The 15599-nt window shown below is 67.8% G+C and carries 18 protein-coding genes and 3 pseudogenes; 10 read left to right on the top strand and 11 right to left on the bottom strand.

Going from position 1 to position 15599, the window contains the following annotated elements:
• Positions 1-70 precede the first annotated feature (70 nt).
• The 8 genes and pseudogenes from DPM13_RS08135 to DPM13_RS08105 form a co-directional block, all read left to right on the top strand.
• Positions 71-733 (top strand): annotated as a pseudogene (locus DPM13_RS08135) (thiazole synthase); the annotation flags it as partial.
• The gene (locus tag DPM13_RS08130; protein ID WP_080621311.1) at positions 730-1326 is read left to right on the top strand and encodes a thiamine phosphate synthase; all 597 of its coding nucleotides are present in this window, start codon (positions 730-732) and stop codon (positions 1324-1326) included. The pseudogene DPM13_RS08135 and the gene DPM13_RS08130, both read left to right, overlap by 4 nt.
• Complete coding sequence (locus DPM13_RS08125; protein ID WP_189654878.1) at positions 1323-2297, top strand: HesA/MoeB/ThiF family protein; 975 nt, start codon at positions 1323-1325, stop codon at positions 2295-2297. Before DPM13_RS08130 ends, DPM13_RS08125 begins: the two co-directional genes overlap by 4 nt.
• Complete coding sequence (locus DPM13_RS08120) at positions 2294-3229, top strand: ABC transporter substrate-binding protein (protein WP_112887803.1); 936 nt, start codon at positions 2294-2296, stop codon at positions 3227-3229. Before DPM13_RS08125 ends, DPM13_RS08120 begins: the two co-directional genes overlap by 4 nt.
• The gene (locus DPM13_RS22595; protein WP_112887802.1) at positions 3226-3894 is read left to right on the top strand and encodes a TenA family protein; all 669 of its coding nucleotides are present in this window, start codon (positions 3226-3228) and stop codon (positions 3892-3894) included. The genes DPM13_RS08120 and DPM13_RS22595 overlap by 4 nt, the downstream gene beginning before the upstream one ends.
• On the top strand, positions 3891-4289 hold the full coding sequence (locus DPM13_RS26785; protein ID WP_397246063.1) for an ATP-binding cassette domain-containing protein: 399 nt from the start codon (positions 3891-3893) through the stop codon (positions 4287-4289). Before DPM13_RS22595 ends, DPM13_RS26785 begins: the two co-directional genes overlap by 4 nt.
• An 8-nt stretch (positions 4290-4297) precedes the next feature.
• On the top strand, positions 4298-4567 hold the full coding sequence (locus tag DPM13_RS26780) for an ATP-binding cassette domain-containing protein (protein WP_397246060.1): 270 nt from the start codon (positions 4298-4300) through the stop codon (positions 4565-4567).
• 103 nt (positions 4568-4670) lie between these two features.
• The gene (locus DPM13_RS08105; protein ID WP_112887801.1) at positions 4671-5402 is read left to right on the top strand and encodes an ABC transporter permease; all 732 of its coding nucleotides are present in this window, start codon (positions 4671-4673) and stop codon (positions 5400-5402) included.
• A 10-nt stretch (positions 5403-5412) separates the two neighbouring features.
• Here the strand turns inward: DPM13_RS08105 and mobA are convergent, their stop codons facing one another.
• From mobA to rph, 10 genes and pseudogenes are all read right to left on the bottom strand, one after another.
• Positions 5413-6015 (bottom strand): molybdenum cofactor guanylyltransferase MobA, encoded by a 603-nt coding sequence (gene mobA / locus DPM13_RS08100; protein ID WP_028719625.1) that lies wholly within the window; start codon positions 6013-6015, stop codon positions 5413-5415.
• A gap of 130 nt (positions 6016-6145) precedes the next feature.
• Positions 6146-6985 carry an S-formylglutathione hydrolase gene (gene fghA / locus DPM13_RS08095; RefSeq protein ID WP_028719624.1) on the bottom strand — a complete coding sequence of 280 codons (840 nt, stop codon included), beginning with the start codon at positions 6983-6985 and terminating at the stop codon, positions 6146-6148.
• Between the two features lie 165 nt (positions 6986-7150).
• Positions 7151-7783: an ATP-dependent Clp protease proteolytic subunit gene (locus DPM13_RS08090; protein WP_028719623.1), complete on the bottom strand. Its 633-nt coding sequence runs from the start codon at positions 7781-7783 to the stop codon at positions 7151-7153.
• Positions 7784-7851: 68 nt separating this feature from the next.
• A pseudogene (locus DPM13_RS08085) lies at positions 7852-8981 on the bottom strand (S-(hydroxymethyl)glutathione dehydrogenase/class III alcohol dehydrogenase).
• 115 nt (positions 8982-9096) lie between these two features.
• A complete protein-coding gene (gfa, locus tag DPM13_RS08080; RefSeq protein WP_112887800.1) occupies positions 9097-9681 on the bottom strand; it encodes an S-(hydroxymethyl)glutathione synthase in 585 nt (194 codons plus the stop codon).
• A gap of 89 nt (positions 9682-9770) precedes the next feature.
• On the bottom strand, positions 9771-10124 hold the full coding sequence (locus DPM13_RS08075; protein WP_028719620.1) for a YbaN family protein: 354 nt from the start codon (positions 10122-10124) through the stop codon (positions 9771-9773).
• On the bottom strand, positions 10125-11318 hold the full coding sequence (gene hemW, locus DPM13_RS08070; RefSeq protein WP_112887799.1) for a radical SAM family heme chaperone HemW: 1194 nt from the start codon (positions 11316-11318) through the stop codon (positions 10125-10127).
• Positions 11315-11689 (bottom strand): RidA family protein, encoded by a 375-nt coding sequence (locus DPM13_RS08065; RefSeq protein WP_080621303.1) that lies wholly within the window; start codon positions 11687-11689, stop codon positions 11315-11317. Before DPM13_RS08065 ends, hemW begins: the two co-directional genes overlap by 4 nt.
• Positions 11682-12287: an RdgB/HAM1 family non-canonical purine NTP pyrophosphatase gene (rdgB, locus tag DPM13_RS08060; protein ID WP_112887798.1), complete on the bottom strand. Its 606-nt coding sequence runs from the start codon at positions 12285-12287 to the stop codon at positions 11682-11684. The genes DPM13_RS08065 and rdgB overlap by 8 nt, the downstream gene beginning before the upstream one ends.
• Positions 12284-12997, bottom strand: coding sequence for a ribonuclease PH (gene rph / locus DPM13_RS08055; protein ID WP_028719616.1), 714 nt, complete (start codon positions 12995-12997; stop codon positions 12284-12286). Before rph ends, rdgB begins: the two co-directional genes overlap by 4 nt.
• Positions 12998-13070: 73 nt before the next feature.
• On the opposite strand from rph, the pseudogene hrcA reads away from it, so the two are divergent.
• Together hrcA and DPM13_RS08045 are read left to right on the top strand one after the other, a co-directional pair.
• Positions 13071-14125: pseudogene (hrcA, locus tag DPM13_RS08050) on the top strand (heat-inducible transcriptional repressor HrcA).
• A gap of 3 nt (positions 14126-14128) precedes the next feature.
• On the top strand, positions 14129-14674 hold the full coding sequence (locus tag DPM13_RS08045; RefSeq protein WP_112887797.1) for a nucleotide exchange factor GrpE: 546 nt from the start codon (positions 14129-14131) through the stop codon (positions 14672-14674).
• Positions 14675-14716: 42 nt separating this feature from the next.
• On the opposite strand, the gene DPM13_RS08040 is transcribed toward DPM13_RS08045, so the two are convergent.
• Positions 14717-15589 (bottom strand): ParB/RepB/Spo0J family partition protein, encoded by an 873-nt coding sequence (locus tag DPM13_RS08040; RefSeq protein ID WP_080621299.1) that lies wholly within the window; start codon positions 15587-15589, stop codon positions 14717-14719.
• Positions 15590-15599: the final 10 nt, after the last annotated feature.

Here is a 15599-nt window from a genome sequence, read left to right as displayed (position 1 = left end):
GGGTCTGATCCGTGCTGCTTGTCAGACCACGCTCCAGCCGCACCGTACGCGGACGATCCACGAGTATAGCGCGGGCATCGCCACGGTCAGCCTGCGCCGCGAAGGCGGGGCGGGCCAGGACTTTCACCGCCTGATCGGCGGCCTGGGCGTGCCGGTCCTGCCCAACACCGCCGGCTGCCATTCCGTGCGCGAGGCGGTGACGACGGCGCAGATGGCGCGCGAACTGTTCGGCACGCCCTGGATCAAGCTGGAAATCATCCGCGACGACGACACGCTGTGCCCCGACGTGATCGCCCTGGTCGAGGCGGCGGGCATCCTGTCCCGGGACGGCTTCCAGGTCTTTCCCTATTGCACCGAGGACCTGTCGGTCTGCGGCCGGCTGCTGGACGCGGGCTGCGAGGTGCTGATGCCCTGGGGCGCCCCCATCGGCTCGGGACGCGGGCTGAACAATGCCTACGGGCTGCGCAGCCTGCGGGCGCATTTCCCCAGGGTGCCCCTGGTGGTGGACGCGGGCATCGGCCTGCCCAGCCACGCCGCTCAGGCGATGGAGCTGGGCTTCGACGCGGTCCTGCTGAACACCGCCGTCGCCAAGGCGGGCGACCCGGTCGCCATGGCCCGCGCCATGGCCCTGGCGATCGAGGCCGGGAAGCTGGCCCATGACGCAACCCCGATCGAGGCGCGCGACATGGCCGCGCCCTCGACCCCGGTCCTTGGCATGGCGGTGCTGGCATGACGCTGCCCCGCTTCTATCCGATCTTCGACAGCGCCGACTGGCTGCGCCGGGCCCTGCCCCTGGGCGTGAAGCTGGTGCAGATCCGCATCAAGGACCAGCCCGCCCCGCAGTTGCTGGGGGAACTGGCACTGGCGCAGGAACTGTGCCGCGAGCATGGCGCCACGCTGGTCGTCAACGACCACTGGCAGGCGGCCCTCGACCTGGGCTGCGACTTCATCCACCTGGGACAGGAAGATCTGGACACGGCCGACCTTGCCGCCATCCGCCGCGCCGGGATGCGGCTGGGCATCTCGACCCACGACCACGCGGAACTGGACCGCGCCCTGGCGCTGGCGCCGGACTATGTGGCGCTGGGGCCGGTCTGGCCGACGATCCTGAAGAAGATGAAATGGGAACAGCAGGGTCTGGAGCGCGTCGGCGAATGGCGCCGCCTGGTCGGCGCGATCCCCCTGGTCGCCATCGGCGGGCTGACGCCCGAGCGCGCGCGCGCTGCCTTTGCCGCCGGCGCGGACGTCGCCTCGGCCGTGACCGACATCACGCTCAACCCCGATCCCGAGGGCCGCATCCGCGCCTGGCTGGAGGCCACGGCATGAACCGCTATGCCCGCCAGATGGTGCTGCCCGAGGTCGGCGCCGAAGGCCAGGCCCGGATCGAGGCCGCGCATGTGCTGGTCGTGGGCGCCGGCGGGCTGGGCGTGCCGGCACTGCAATATCTGGCCGGCGCGGGGGTGGGCCACATCACCGTGGTCGATCCCGACGTCGTGGCGGAAACCAACCTGCACCGCCAGCCGCTGTATCTGGAAACCCAGATCGGCCTGCCCAAGGCGATTGCCGTGCGCATCGCGCTGACCCGGCGCAATCCGGCGGTGCGCGTCCAGGCGGTGCTGGACTGGCTGACCCCGGCCAATGCACCCGCCCTGATCGAGGCGGCCGACCTGGTGCTGGATTGCGCCGACAGCTATGCCGTCAGCTATACGCTGTCGGACTGCTGCCTCGACCTGGGCAGGCCGCTGATCTCGGCCTCGGCGCTGGGGCTTTCGGGCTATGCCGGCGGGTTTTGCGGCAACGACCGCCACGGCCGCGCGCCAAGCCTGCGCGCGCTGTTTCCCGATCCGCCCGACAGCGCGCAGACCTGCGCCAGCGCGGGCGTCCTGGGCCCGGTCGTGGGCATGCTCGGCTGCCTTCAGGCGCAGATGGCGCTGTCGGTGATCCTGGGGCTGCAACCCTCGCCCCTGGGCCAGCTGACGCGCCTTGATGCGGGCCGCCTGACCCAGTTCCGGTTCGACGGCGCGCCCGAGGCGGCGGGCCCGCGCTTCATCGCCGCGGGCGACATCCGCGCGGACGATCTTGTCGTCGACCTGCGCCCCGAGGACGAGGCGCCGCAGAAGGCCACGCCCGACGCCCTGCGCGATCCGGGCTATGGCCCGGCCGGTCCCCTGCCCGCCCCGGGCCAGCGCCTCGTGCTGGCCTGCCGCTCCGGCTTGCGGTCCTGGCGCGCCGCCGATGCCCTGTCCCGCCGCTGGGACGGCGAAATCACCCTTCTGGCTTTGGGAGACCCATCATGAGACATTTCACGCTGGCTGCCGCGCTGGCCCTGCTGGCCCAGCCCGCGCTGGCCGCCGACAAGGTCACGTTGATCCTGGACTGGTTCGTGAACCCCGACCATGCCCCGATCATCGTGGCGCAGGAGAAGGGTTTCTTCGCCGACGAAGGGCTCGAGGTCGAGGTCGTCGCCCCGGCCGACCCCGCCGACCCGCCGAAGCTGGTCGCCGCGGGCCGCGCCGACTATGCCATCACCTATCAGCCGCAGTTGCACCTGCAGGTGCACGAAGGATTGCCGCTGAAGCGCGTAGGCACCCTGATCGCCACGCCGCTGAACTGCCTGATGGTCAGGGCCGACGGGCCGCAGACCATCGCCGATCTCAAGGGCAAGAAGATCGGCTATTCGGTCTCCGGCGTCGAGGAGGCGCTGGTCGGCGCCATCCTCAAGACGGCGGACCTGACGCTGGACGATGTCGAGATGGTCAACGTCAACTGGTCGCTGTCGCCCGCCCTGATCGCCGGCCAGGTGGACGCGACCATCGGCGCCTATCGCAATTTCGAGCTGACCCAGATGCGGCTGGAAGGCGCCGAGGGACGCTGTTTCTTCATCGAGGAACAGGGGGTTCCGACCTATGACGAGTTGATCTTTGTCGCCAATCCCCAGCGCATGGACCCCGACCGCACCCGCCGCCTGCTGCATGCCGTCGAACGCGGCGCGCAATACATGGTGAACCATCCCGACGAGGCATGGACGCTGTTTTCGGGCACCGCCCCCGACCTTCGGGACGAGTTGAACGCCCAGGCGTGGAAGGACACCGTGCCGCGCTTTTCGCAAAGCCCGGCAGCGCTGGACCACGGCCGCTACGCCCGCTTCGAAAAGTTCCTGCATGACGCCGGGCTGATCGACAGCGTGCTGCCGGTGTCCGAACTGGCGCTGGACGTGGGTGTGGAATGAGCTATGGCCGCACATTCGCGCTGTGGCGCGCGGCGGCCCCCGACTGGGACGCCTATACGCGCCATGCCTTCGTCCAGGCCCTGGGCGACGGCAGCCTGCCGCGCGCGGCCTTCCTGACCTATCTGGTGCAGGATTACCTGTTCCTGATCCAGTTCTCGCGCGCCTGGGCGCTGGCGGTGGTCAAGGCTGGCGATCTGCAGGAAATGCGGGCCTGCTCGGCCACTGTCCACGCGCTTCTGGACCAGGAAATGGCGCTGCATGTCCAGACCTGCGCCGCGGCCGGGATCGACACGGCCGCGATGCTGGCCACGCCCGAGGCCGTGGGCAACATGGCCTATACCCGCTACGTGCTCGAGGCGGGCTATTCCGGCGATTTCCTGGACCTGCTGGCGGCGCTGATGCCCTGCGTGCTGGGCTATGGCGAAATCGGCGCCCGGCTGGGCCGCGAAGGGGCGCCCGATACCCCCTATCGCGACTGGATCGACACTTACGCGGGCGACGACTACCAGCAGGCCTGCCGCGCCGCGGGCGCCCTGCTGGACGACGCTGTCCGCAAACGGCTGGGCGACGCGCCGCAATCCAGCCCCCGCTGGGCGGCGCTGGTCCACCACTTCGCCACGGCCACCCGGCTCGAGGTCGGGTTCTGGGATCTGGGGACGGCATGACGGCGCGGGTGCGCGGCCAGGCCTGGGTCGGCGACCAGCCGCTGTTCGCGCCGCTCGACCTGCATCTTGGGGCCAGGGACTGGACCTGCCTGCTTGGGCCCTCGGGCGTCGGCAAGTCCACGATCCTGCGGCTGCTGGCCGGGCTGGACACCGGGGCGCGGTTCCAGGGCGAAGTGACGCGCGATCAGCCCGTGGCGCTGATGGCGCAGGACCCGGGGCTGATCCCCTGGCTGGACGTGTCCGGCAACGTCACCCTGGGCGCGCGGCTGCGCGGCACGCTCCTGGCTTCTTTCGTGCCGAAATATCCCGGGGGGCGCGAGGGCGACCCCATCGAGGGGTCGGCCTCGCGGGGGCAGAGCCCCCCAGCGACCCAACCACTCGCGCCGCGCATCTGATCGAGGCTGTGGGGCTGGCCGACCGCGCCCATCACCTGCCGGCCCATCTGTCGGGCGGCCAGCGCCAGCGCGTGGCCCTGGCCCGCACCCTGTTCGAGGATCGGCCGCTGGTCCTGCTGGACGAACCCTTCTCGGCGCTCGACGCGCGCACGCGGGCACAGATGCAGGACCTGGCGGCGCGCTTGCTGCGCGACCGCACCGTGTTGCCGTCACCCACGACCCGGCCGAGGCCGCGCGCCTGGGCGACCGCATTCTGCTGCTTGGCGAAACCGGGCTGAAGGAATGGCCGGTCCCCGGGCCGCGCCCGCCCGGCGCCGCCCGGCCCTATGACGCGCCCGAGGTGATGGCGCTGCAAGCCGACCTGATGCGGGGAATGATGGCATGAGGACCGTGCTTGCCCTGGCCGCGACCGCGCTTTTGCTGTGGCAGGGCACGATCTGGATGGCGGGGATGCCGCCCTTTCTGCTGCCCTCGCCCGGCGCGGTGGCGCAGGCCCTGTGGCTGAACCGGGCCGAGATCGCGACCCAGGCGGGCTTTACCCTGGCCGAGGTGATGCTGGGCTTTCTGCTCGGCTCGGCGCTGGGGGCGGCGCTGGCGGTGGCGATGGGGTTTTCCGTCAGGCTGACGGGGGTGCTGCGGCCGATCCTGACCTTCAGCCAGACCATCCCGGTCTTTGCCCTGGCGCCCATCCTGACCCTGTGGCTGGGCTTCGGCATGGCGCCCAAGGTGGCGATGACGGTGCTGATCGTGTTCTTTCCGGTCGCCTCGGCCTTTCTGGACGGCCTGTCGCGGACACCGCAGGCGGCGCTGGACCTGGCGCAGGTGATGGGCGCCAGCCGCATCCGCATCATGCGCCACCTGCGCATCCCCGCCGCCCTGCCTGCGCTGGCGACCGGGCTGCGGCTGGCGGCGGTCTATGCCCCGATCGGCGCGGTCATCGGCGAATGGGTCGGGGGCGCGCGCGGCCTGGGCGCGCTGATGATCCACGCGAACGGCCGGATGAAGACCGATCTGGTCTTTGCCGCCCTGCTGGTCCTGTCGCTGATGACCGTGATCTTTGCGCGCGCGGTGGCGCTGGCGTTGGCCCGCCTGTGGCGGCGCTATGGCGTCTAGCGACCAGCGCTCAGACCAGAAGGGCGGCGCGGTCCAGATCCTCGGGCGTGTTGATGTTCAGGAAAGGGTCGACCGGGTGGCTGTCAAAGACTGCACGCCCCGGCTGATAGGCGGCCGCGAACTGGCCGATGCGGTGCAGTCCGGATTCCAGCGCATCGCGCAGGTCCTGGCGCAGGGCCACCGGCCACAGCGCGCAAGTCGGATGGTCGCGCAGCCGTCCGCTGTCATCGGGGCTGGCAGCCAGGGCCAGTCCGGACCGGCCCCGTGCATCCAGCAAGCGATAGACCAGATCCTCGGGGATGAAGGGCGTGTCCACGCTGGCGCTGACCACGCTGTCGGCCCCCAGCGCCTCGGCCCATTCCATGCCCGCAAGCACCCCGGCCAGCGGTCCGGCGAAACCCGCGAAGCCGTCCGAGATGACCGGCAGGTCATAGTCGTCGAAGGCATCGGGCGCGCCATTGGCGTTGATCGCGAGCGGCGCGCATTGCGGCGTCAGACGGCGGATCACGCGGGACAGCAGGGTTTCGCCCGCCAGGACGCGCAAGCCCTTGTTGCCGCCGCCCATGCGGGTGGAAAGCCCGCCGGCCAGGATGATGCCGGGCGGCCTGTTCATCGGGCAGCCCGGCTGGATTGGGGTTCGGTCAGGTCATGCATGAACCGATGGTGACCGTTTCAACGGGAAAAATCCACCCGTTTCATTCCCCTGCCCCGGTTCCGAGGATGGCCCGAGCGCGTCCCCCCGCTTAGGCCAGCCGTTCGGCGTGCCAGCGGATGTGGTCGGCCATGAAGGTCTGGACGAAGAAATAGCTGTGGTCATAGCCCTGGTGCAGGCGGAACTCGCCCGGCTGGCGGCGCGCGGCCATGGCATGGGCCAGCGCCTCGGGCTTGAGCAGGTCCAGGAACTGGTCGCTGGCGCCCTGGTCGATCAGCACCTCGCCCGGATAGCCGCGCTCGCGCATCAGCAGGGTCGCATCGTGCCGTTCCCAGGCGGTGCGGTCGCCGCCCAGATAGGCGTTGAACTGCTTGCGCCCCCAATCGGATTCGGTCGGGTTGGCGATCGGCGAGAAGGCCGAGACCGAGCGGTAGCGTTCGGGAAAGGTCATGGCGATGGTCAGCGCGCCGTGCCCGCCCATCGAATGGCCGGTGATGCCCTGCGCGTCACGGTCCAGGGCGAAATTGTCGAACACCAGCTCGGGCAGCTCGTGGGTGACATAGTGCCACATGCGGAAATGCGGCGCCCAGGGTTCCTGCGTCGCATCGACGTAAAAGCCAGCCCCCTGGCCCAGGTCATAGGCCTCGTCATTGGCGACGCCTTCGCCGCGGGGCGAGGTGTCGGGAAAGATCAGGGCGATGCCATAATCCGCGGCCCATTCCTGCGCCCCGGCCTTGGTCATGGCGTTTTCATGGGTGCAGGTCAGGCCCGACAGATACCACAGCACCGGCACCTTGCCGTGCTGGGCGGCGGGCGGCAGATAGACGGCAAAGGTCATGTCGGTTCCGGTCGCCTGCGACGTGTGGCGATAGACGCCTTGGGTTCCGCCGAAGCTGCGGTTTTCCGAGAGGGTCTCATAGGTCAGGGTCAAGGCTTCTCTCCTGTCAGGGCGTGAAATGTCGGGGCGAGGAAACCCGCCGGGCGGCGGGCCGGCAAGACCGAAACCGCGCTTCTGCCACGAACGAAGGGGAAGGCCGCGGGACCGGTCCAAGGCGGCGAATGCCGCCCAAGCCGTCGCCGCAGTCCCGACCCCGCCTTAGTTCAGTTCGTCGACCGAGCGGATGACCTTGCCCAGCAGGCCGTAATCCAGCGCCTCTTGCGTGTTCAGCCAGAAATCGCGCTGGGTGTCCTTTTCGATCCGCTCGACGGGCTGGCCCGTGGCATCTGCAAAGATCTGGTTCAGCCGGTCGCGCATCAACCGGACCTGTTCGGCCTGGATCATCATGTCGGACGAGGTGCCGCCGATCCCGCCGGAAGGCTGGTGGATCAGGAAGCGGGTGTTCGGCAGGCAAAAGCGGTTTTCCCGTTTCGCCGCGACAAAGATCAGCGCGCCGGCGCTGGCGACCCAGCCCGAACCGATGGTGCGCACGGTCGGGCGGATGAACTTGATGACGTCATGGATCATGTCGCCCGATTCCACATGCCCCCCGGGCGAGGAGATCAGCATGTTGATCGGCTTGTCGCCATCCTCGGCCAGGGCCAGCAGATGCGCGACGGTGCGCTGCGCCAGCTTGTCGGTGATGGTGCCGGCGACGATCACGGTGCGCGACTTGAAATACAGCTTGCCGATCTTGTCGCCTTCCGGCAGGCCCAGCCCTTCGTCCTTCTGGCCTTCTTGCGGGCGCTCGTCGTCGTCGTCATCGTCGTCCAGATGGAAGTGCTGTGCCATGATCGGTCCTTTCATGTTGACGGCGGGGCCGGTCGCCCGCCCCCGCCGTCCTTTTACCTAAGCAGAGCTTACCGATCGGAAAGGATGACCGAGCGGATCGACTCGCCCGCATGCAGCAGGTCGAAGGCGGTGTTGATGTCGTCGAGTCCCATGGTGTGGGTGATATCGGGTCGATCTCGATCTTGCCGCCATGTACCAGTCGACGATCTTCGGCACATCGGTGCGGCCGCGTGCGCCGCCGAACGCCGAGCCCTTCCAGACCCGGCCGGTGACCAGCTGGAACGGACGGGTGCTGATCTCGGCCCCGGCCGCGGCGACGCCGATGACGACCGACTGGCCCCAGCCGCTGTGGGTGCATTCCAGCGCCTGGCGCATCACGGTGGTGTTGCCCGTGGCGTCGAAGCTGTAGTCCGCGCCGCCGATCTGGTCGAAGGGGGTCTTCGTCATGTTGACGATTTCCTGCACGACATTCTCGACATTCTTCGGATTGATGAAATGCGTCATGCCGAAATGTTCGGCCATCGGCTTCTTGTCGTCGTTGGGTCGACGCCGATGATCCTGTCCGCGCCCGCAATCCGCGGCCCTGAATCACGTTCATGCCGATGCCGCCCAGGCCGAACACCACCGCCGTCGCGCCGGGTTCCACCTTGGCCGTGTTGATGACCGCGCCGATGCCGGTGGTCACGCCGCAGCCGATGTAGCAGATCTTGTCGAAGGGCGCGTCCTCGCGCACCTTGGCGACGGCGATCTCGGGCAGCACGGTGTAGTTCGAGAAAGTCGAGCAGCCCATGTAGTGATAGATCGGCGTGCCATCCAGCATCGAGAACCGCGTGGTGCCGTCGGGCATCAGGCCCTGGCCCTGGGTGGCGCGGATCGCGGTGCAAAGGTTCGTCTTGCCCGAGAGGCAGGATGCGCACTGCCGGCATTCCGGGGTGTAAAGCGGGATGACATGGTCGCCGGGCTTCACGCTGGTGACGCCGGGGCCGACCTCGACCACCACGCCCGCGCCCTCATGGCCCAGGATCGAGGGGAAGATGCCTTCCGGGTCGGCGCCCGAGCGGGTGAATTCATCGGTGTGGCAGATGCCGGTGGCCTTGATCTCGACCATGACCTCGCCGGCCTTGGGGCCTTCCAGGTTGACCTCCATGACCTCCAGCGGTTTTCCGGCTTCAAGAGCGACGGCGGCGCGGGTTCTCATTTCTGCGTTCTCCTTGCGTGGGGGCCGGTTGGCCTGCGGCGGCATGGCCGGACATGGTCTTGGGGGCCGGCGTGACCGGCCCCCTTGTGCTGTTCCCCCGGCAACCGGGGTTTCGTCAAGCGGCGAGTGCGCCGGATTTCTTGGCGATATGCGTCGCGATGGCATCCATCAGCGGCGGGGACAGCGCGTCATAGGGTTCAAGCCCCAGTTCGCGCAGCCGGGCGCGGATCGCGTCCATGCGCGAGGGATCGACGCCCGACTCGATCACCGAGCTGACAAAGGCCGCGAATTCCGGCGCCGCCCAGCCGTCCTCGTCCGAAAGCTCGGTATGGACGAAATCGAGACCATAGAACGGGTGTTCGGTGTTCTCGATGCGGCCATACATGTGGACGCCGCAGCCCTTGCAGCGATAGCGCTGGATCGGCGCGTCCTTGTCGACGACCTCGAGCTTGTCGGCGCCCGACAGGACCTCGACCGCGTCGCGGCCGACGACAGCCACCTGGGAAAAGATGGCGCCTTCCGGCTTCCAGCACTTGGTGCAGCCGCAGACGTGGTTGTGCGCGGTCTGGGACTTGACGGCGACGCGAACCGGATCCGAGGCACAGTGGCAATGCAGTTCACCGCCCGAGAAACCGGGCTTGGCGGGTTTGATGCCGTTATCCACGGCGGGGTGAATCTTGACCCCGGATGTATCTGTCATGGCCTTCCCTCCGATAGACCTGAAACAGCGGCAGGTTCGCGCCGGGGCAAGGCCGCAGCAAGTGGGCAAAAGGTTGTATTCGCCCGCGCTCAGGCTTCGGGACGGGTCACGAGCCAGGCCGCGACCGCGCCGCAGACCAGCGCCTGGACCAGGACCAGCCGGGGATCGAGCCCGAACCACAGCGACCAGCCGACCCCGCAGGCCATCGCCAGCGTCGCAAAGACCTTGGCCCGCCGGCCGATCACCCCGCGCTTGCGCCAGGCGCGCAGTTGCGGGCCGAAGGTGGGATTGCGCATGATCCGCGCGCCAAGGCGCGGCGAGGACCGCGCAAAGGCCCAGACCGCGATCAGCAGGAAGGGCACGGTCGGCACCACCGGAAGCACGGCGCCGATCAGGCCCAGGGTCAACGCCAACCAGCCGAGGGCGAGCCACAGATACTGCATCTAGTCCGCCAGTTCGCGCAGGATGGCGTTCAGGACCGGCCGCCCGTCGCGCGTCGCGGCCAATCGGCCCCCGCGCCGTTCGACCAGCCCCAGCACGGCCAGGTCCGCCACGCGCGCGTCCGGCAGGCGCGTACCGTGGGCCAGATAGCGGTCGATCTCCATCCCCTCGACCAGGCGCATGGACATCAGCAGGTATTCCAGCGCCCGATCGGTCAGGGGCAGAAGCTCGCGCGCCAGATCGCCGTTGCCTTGGGCCTCGACCGCGGCCAGCCACGCCTCGGGGGCGCGATGCGCCTCGGTCGCCCAGCGGTCCGGGCCCAGCGTCAGCCGCCCATGCGCGCCCGGCCCCACCGCCGCCCAGTCGCCCTGGCGCCAGTAAACCAGGTTGTGCCGGCTTTCGGCGCCGGGCCGGGCGTGGTTCGAGATCTCATAGGCCGGCATCCCCGCCGCGGCGCAGATCTCCTGCGTGTCGAGATACATGTCCGCCGACAGATCGTCGTCGGGCAGGCCCCTGAGGCCGCCCTTGGCATGGCGCGCGCCGAAGGCCGTGCCCGGCTCGATGGTCAGTTGATAGGCCGAGAGGTGATCGACCGCCATGGACAGCGCCTCGGTCAGTTCGCGCCGCCAATGTGCGCGGTCCTGATCCTGGCGGGCATAGATCAGGTCGAAGCTGACGCGGGCAAAGCAGCCCCGGGCGATGTCGAAGGCGGCGCGCGCCTCGGCCACGGAATGCATCCGCCCCAGCCGGCGCAGGTCGTCGTCATTCAGCGCCTGCACCCCCATCGAGACGCGGTTGACCCCGGCCTCGGCATAGGCGCGGAAACGGCCGGTCTCGACACTGGTCGGATTGGCCTCCAGCGTGATCTCGACATCATTGGCAAAGGGCCAGGCGGCGCGGGCGGCCTCAATCACGCCTGCCACGGTCTCGGGCGCCATCAGGCTGGGCGTACCGCCGCCAAAGAAGATGCTGTTCAGCACCCGGCCCGGGGTCTCGCGGCCCAGACGCGCGATCTCGGCCCGATAGGCGGCCAGCCAGCGGGACTGGTCGATGGTCGTGGCGACATGGCTGTTGAAATCGCAATAGGGGCATTTCGCCGCGCAGAACGGCCAGTGGACGTAAAGCGCGAAGCCCCCTGCCCGCCAATCGTCGGCAAGGGTCGGATCCGGGGCAAGGGCTGCGGCGATGGCGGTCATTCCCGATACGCGGTCACTTCGATTTCGATCTTCATTTCGGGTCTGATGAGGCCCGCGACAACCATCGTCGCCGCAGGTAACGCATCCTTCATCGCCGAACCCAGGACCGGGGCGATTTCGTCAAGCAGCGCGGCATCGGTGATCGTGTATTGCACGCGGACGATGTCGGCCGGCGCGAAGCCAGCCTGATCCAGGGTTGCGAAGATGGTGGCAAAGGCGGCCCGGGCCTGTTCCGCGGCGCTGTCGGGCATCCGCATGGCGGCGTAATCATAGCCGGTAGTGCCCGAAACGAAACACCACGGCCCCTTGACGACCGCCCTGCTGTAGCCAAGCGCGGCCTCGAACGGCGATCCGGTCGAGATCCTACGCAAGGGCCGCCTCGAGCAGGGCGAAGGCGCGGGCGCGGTGGCTGATCGCATTCTTCTGTTCGGGCATCATCTCGGCATAGGTCAGATCATGGCCGTCGGGAACGAAGATCGGGTCGTAGCCATGGCCCTGGACGCCACGGGGCGGCCAGACCAGCCGGCCGGGGGCGACGCCTTCAAAGATCTCCTCATGCCCATCGGGCCACAGCAGGATCAGCGTGGCGCGGAACTGGGCGGTGCGCGGCTCGGGGACCTTGCGAGCCTCGAGTTCGTTCCAGGTCCGGGCCATGGCCTGCATGAAGTCGCGCCCGTTCGGAGTTTCGGCCCAGTCGGCGGTATAGACCCCAGGCGCGCCGTCCAGCCCGTCGACGGTGATGCCGCTGTCATCGGCGAGGACCGGCAGGCCGGTCGCCTGCATGGCAGCACGGGCCTTGATGCGGGCATTGCCGATGAAGCTCGACTCGGTCTCGGCCGGTTCGGGCAGGCCCATGTCGCCGGCCGATGTCACCTCGATTCCGTGGGGCGCCATCATGGCGCGGATCTCGTCCAGCTTGCCGCGGTTGTGGGTCGCGACCAGCAGGCGCCTTTCCGCGAGGCGTCTCATGCGACGGCGTCCTTCTGGGCACGGACCAGTTCGGCGATGCCCGCCTCAGCCAGGTCGAGCAGTTGGGTCATTTCGGCCCGCGAAAAGGTCGCGCCTTCGGCCGACATTTGCACTTCGACCAGACGACCGGCGCCGGTCATGATAAAATTGCCGTCGGTCCCGGCCTCGCTGTCTTCGGCATAATCCAGATCCAGAACCGCCTGGCCGGCATAGATGCCGCAGGATACCGCGGCGACATGATCCAGGATCGGGTCCGTCGAGATGATGTTGGCCTTGAGCAGCTTGTTCACCGCCAGCCGCAGCGCAACCCAGCCGCCGGTGATCGCGGCGCAGCGGGTGCCGCCATCGGCCTGGATCACGTCGCAGTCGATCACGATCTGGCGTTCGCCCAAGGCGCGCCGGTCAACCCCGGCCCGGAGGGCGCGACCGATCAGCCGCTGGATTTCCTGGGTGCGGCCCGACTGCTTGCCGGCCGCCGCCTCGCGCCGGTTGCGCGAGTTGGTGGCGCGCGGCAGCATGCCGTATTCGGCGGTCACCCAGCCCTGCCCCGACCCTTTCAGAAAGGGAGGCGCCTTGTCCTCGATCGTGGCCGAGCACAGCACGCGGGTGTCGCCGCAGACGATCAGGCACGAGCCTTCGGCATGGCGCATCACGCCCGTTTCGATTGAAATCGGGCGCATATCACTTAAATTTCGGCCGGAGGGGCGCATCCGTCATTCCTTTCGGGAGTTTTGCCGTTCAGATACAGGCCAGCCGCCAATGACCGCAACCCGTGAATGTCCCATGCCCGATATTGCCTTGCTTTCCGACCTGAATGACCGTTCGCGCGAGGTTTTTCGCCGGGTGGTCGAATCCTACCTGGAGACGGGCGAGCCCGTCGGCTCGCGCACGCTGACACGCGACATGAGCGAAAAGGTCAGCGCAGCCACCATCCGCAACGTGATGCAGGACCTCGAGCATCTGGGGCTTCTGGATCATCCGCACGTCTCGGCCGGGCGCATGCCGACCCAACTGGGCCTGCGGCTGTTCGTGGACGGACTGATGGAGGCGGGCCCCGTCTCCAACGCCGACCGCGAGATGATCGAGGAGACCCTGGGCCGGGATCGAAGCGATACGGGAGCCATGCTGGACCGGGTCAGCACGGCCTTGTCGGCACTGACGCATGGCGCGTCCCTGGTGCTGATGCCGAAGCAGGAAGCCCCGGTCCGGCATATCGAGTTCGTGTCCCTTGCGCCCGACCGGGCGCTGGTCGTGCTGGTCTTTGCCGACGGACGGGTCGAGAACCGGGTCTTTGCCCCGCCTCCGGGCCTGACAGCCAGCGCATGCGCGAGGCGGCCAATTTCCTGAACGCCTTTGCCGAAGGCCGCACACTTGAAGAATTGCGCCGCGACGTGGCCGCCGAAATGGATGTCAGCCGGCAGCAGCTGGACCGGCTGGCGGCGGAACTGATCTCATCGGGCTTGGCGATGTGGGACGGCGAAGGCTCGGACGCGCGACTGATTGTGCGGGGCCGCGCCAATCTGCTGGCGGACGAACTGGCAGATCTGGACCGCATCCGCACGCTGTTCGACGACCTGGAGCGCAAGCGCGACATCGCCGAGTTCCTGGAGCTTGCCGAACAGGGTGAAGGGGTGCGCATTTTCATCGGCTCGGAAAACAAGCTTTTTTCACTTTCCGGTTCCTCTCTGGTGGTTTCACCCTATATGAATGCGGACCGCAAAATTGTCGGTGCGGTAGGCGTGATCGGCCCGACGCGGCTGAATTACGGGCGTATCGTGCCGATCGTCGATTATACCGCGCAGCTCGTCGGCCGGATGATTTCTGGCCGGAAAGGATAGGACATGACGAACGAGAACCCGAACGGAAGCCCGCTGGACGAGGACTTCGCCGACCCCTTGGCCGAACCGACCGAGGGATCCCCGGACATCGAGGCGCTGATCGCCGAGCGGGACAGCTTCCGCGACCGTTTCATGCGCGCGCTGGCCGATGCCGAGAATGCGCGCAAGCGCGCCGAAAAGGACCGCCGCGAGGCCGAGCAATATGGTGGCTCGCGCCTGGCCCGCGATCTGCTGCCCGTTTATGACGCCCTGTCCCGGGCGCTGGATATGGCGAACGAGGAACAGCGTGCTGCCGCATCTGCCCTGATTGAGGGCGTGGAACTGACGCTACGCGAACTGAGCAACGTGTTCGCCAAGCACGGGATTACGGTGATTTCGCCGCAGATCGGCGACAAATTCGATCCCCAGCAGCACGAAGCCATGTTCGAAGCGCCTGCGGCTGGCACCGTGGCTGGTCAGATCATCCAAGTGATGGGGGACGGATTCATGTTGCACGACCGCTTGCTGCGTCCGGCCAAGGTCGGGGTCAGTTCAAACCCCGCGCACTGACATCGCCGCCCCTGCAAGAACCCCGGCCCGCGCCGGGGTTTTTCATTGCCCGGCCAGGATCTGGCAAAGCCGGTCGAGCTGATCGAGATCCTTGTAAGAAATCACGAGCTGGCCGCCGTCCTGGCCCGCGTGCTTGATCGCCACCTTCATCTTGAGATGGGCGCTGAGGTCGCCTTCCAGGGCGCGAGTGTCGGCATCCTTCTCAGACTGCGGACGCTTTGACTTGGCCGCTGCACCCTCGGCTTGCCGGCGGACCAGTTCTTCGGTCTCTCGTACGGACAGATTGCGTTCGATGACCTTGCGCGCCAGGTCGACGGCGTTGCTGGCCGTCACCAGGGCACGGGCGTGGCCGGCAGTCAGCTTCCCCTCGCGCAGCCAAGCCTGAACCTGGTCAGGAAGATTCAGCAATCTCATGAGGTTAGCGATATGGCTGCGGCTTTTATTCAGCGCCTCGGCCAGCTTTTCCTGGGTATGGCCAAAGCGATCCATCAACTGGCGATAGGATGCCGCTTCCTCGATCGCATTCAGGTCCGAGCGCTGGATGTTTTCGACAATGGCGACTTCCAGAACCTCGGTATCGTTCAGATCCCGGACGATCACCGGAACCTCGTGCAACTGGGCGATCTGGGCAGCGCGCCAACGCCGCTCGCCCGCGACGATCTGGTAAAGGCCGCGGTCGCTGGGATGGGGGCGTACGATCAGCGGCTGCAACATGCCGCGATTACGCAACGAAGCCGCAAGCTCTTGCAGCGCCTCAGGCGCGAAGCTTCGACGCGGCTGATCAGGGTTTGGTGTCAGTTGCTCGACCGGGACGACTTGCCGGGGCGCGGGCTTTTCCGACGGAATCAGGTCTACATCTGCCATCAGGGCAGACAACCCCCGACCCAGACCACGCTTTTCCAGCTTGTTGTCCATCAGATTCGCT

Source organism: Paracoccus mutanolyticus (assembly GCF_003285265.1).
Lineage (GTDB): Bacteria > Pseudomonadota > Alphaproteobacteria > Rhodobacterales > Rhodobacteraceae > Paracoccus > Paracoccus yeei.
Note: the sequence above shows the minus strand (reverse complement) of the source record. Positions and strands in the feature narration are given on the sequence as shown.

Bases quoted from the DNA above. Each gene is read 5' to 3' on its own strand.
- mobA (WP_028719625.1), bottom strand. From the start codon at position 6,015: ATGAACAGGCCGCCCGGCATCATCCTGGCCGGCGGGCTTTCCACCCGC.
- DPM13_RS08040 (WP_080621299.1), bottom strand. From the start codon at position 15,589: ATGGACAACAAGCTGGAAAAGCGTGGTCTGGGTCGGGGGTTGTCTGCC.
- rdgB (WP_112887798.1), bottom strand. From the start codon at position 12,287: ATGAGACGCCTCGCGGAAAGGCGCCTGCTGGTCGCGACCCACAACCGC.
- DPM13_RS22595 (WP_112887802.1), top strand. From the start codon at position 3,226: ATGAGCTATGGCCGCACATTCGCGCTGTGGCGCGCGGCGGCCCCCGAC.
- DPM13_RS08090 (WP_028719623.1), bottom strand. From the start codon at position 7,783: ATGGCACAGCACTTCCATCTGGACGACGATGACGACGACGACGAGCGC.
- DPM13_RS08075 (WP_028719620.1), bottom strand. From the start codon at position 10,124: ATGCAGTATCTGTGGCTCGCCCTCGGCTGGTTGGCGTTGACCCTGGGC.
- DPM13_RS08105 (WP_112887801.1), top strand. From the start codon at position 4,671: ATGAGGACCGTGCTTGCCCTGGCCGCGACCGCGCTTTTGCTGTGGCAG.
- DPM13_RS08125 (WP_189654878.1), top strand. From the start codon at position 1,323: ATGAACCGCTATGCCCGCCAGATGGTGCTGCCCGAGGTCGGCGCCGAA.
- hemW (WP_112887799.1), bottom strand. From the start codon at position 11,318: ATGACCGCCATCGCCGCAGCCCTTGCCCCGGATCCGACCCTTGCCGAC.
- DPM13_RS08045 (WP_112887797.1), top strand. From the start codon at position 14,129: ATGACGAACGAGAACCCGAACGGAAGCCCGCTGGACGAGGACTTCGCC.
- DPM13_RS26785 (WP_397246063.1), top strand. From the start codon at position 3,891: ATGACGGCGCGGGTGCGCGGCCAGGCCTGGGTCGGCGACCAGCCGCTG.
- DPM13_RS08120 (WP_112887803.1), top strand. From the start codon at position 2,294: ATGAGACATTTCACGCTGGCTGCCGCGCTGGCCCTGCTGGCCCAGCCC.
- rph (WP_028719616.1), bottom strand. From the start codon at position 12,997: ATGCGCCCCTCCGGCCGAAATTTAAGTGATATGCGCCCGATTTCAATC.
- DPM13_RS08130 (WP_080621311.1), top strand. From the start codon at position 730: ATGACGCTGCCCCGCTTCTATCCGATCTTCGACAGCGCCGACTGGCTG.
- gfa (WP_112887800.1), bottom strand. From the start codon at position 9,681: ATGACAGATACATCCGGGGTCAAGATTCACCCCGCCGTGGATAACGGC.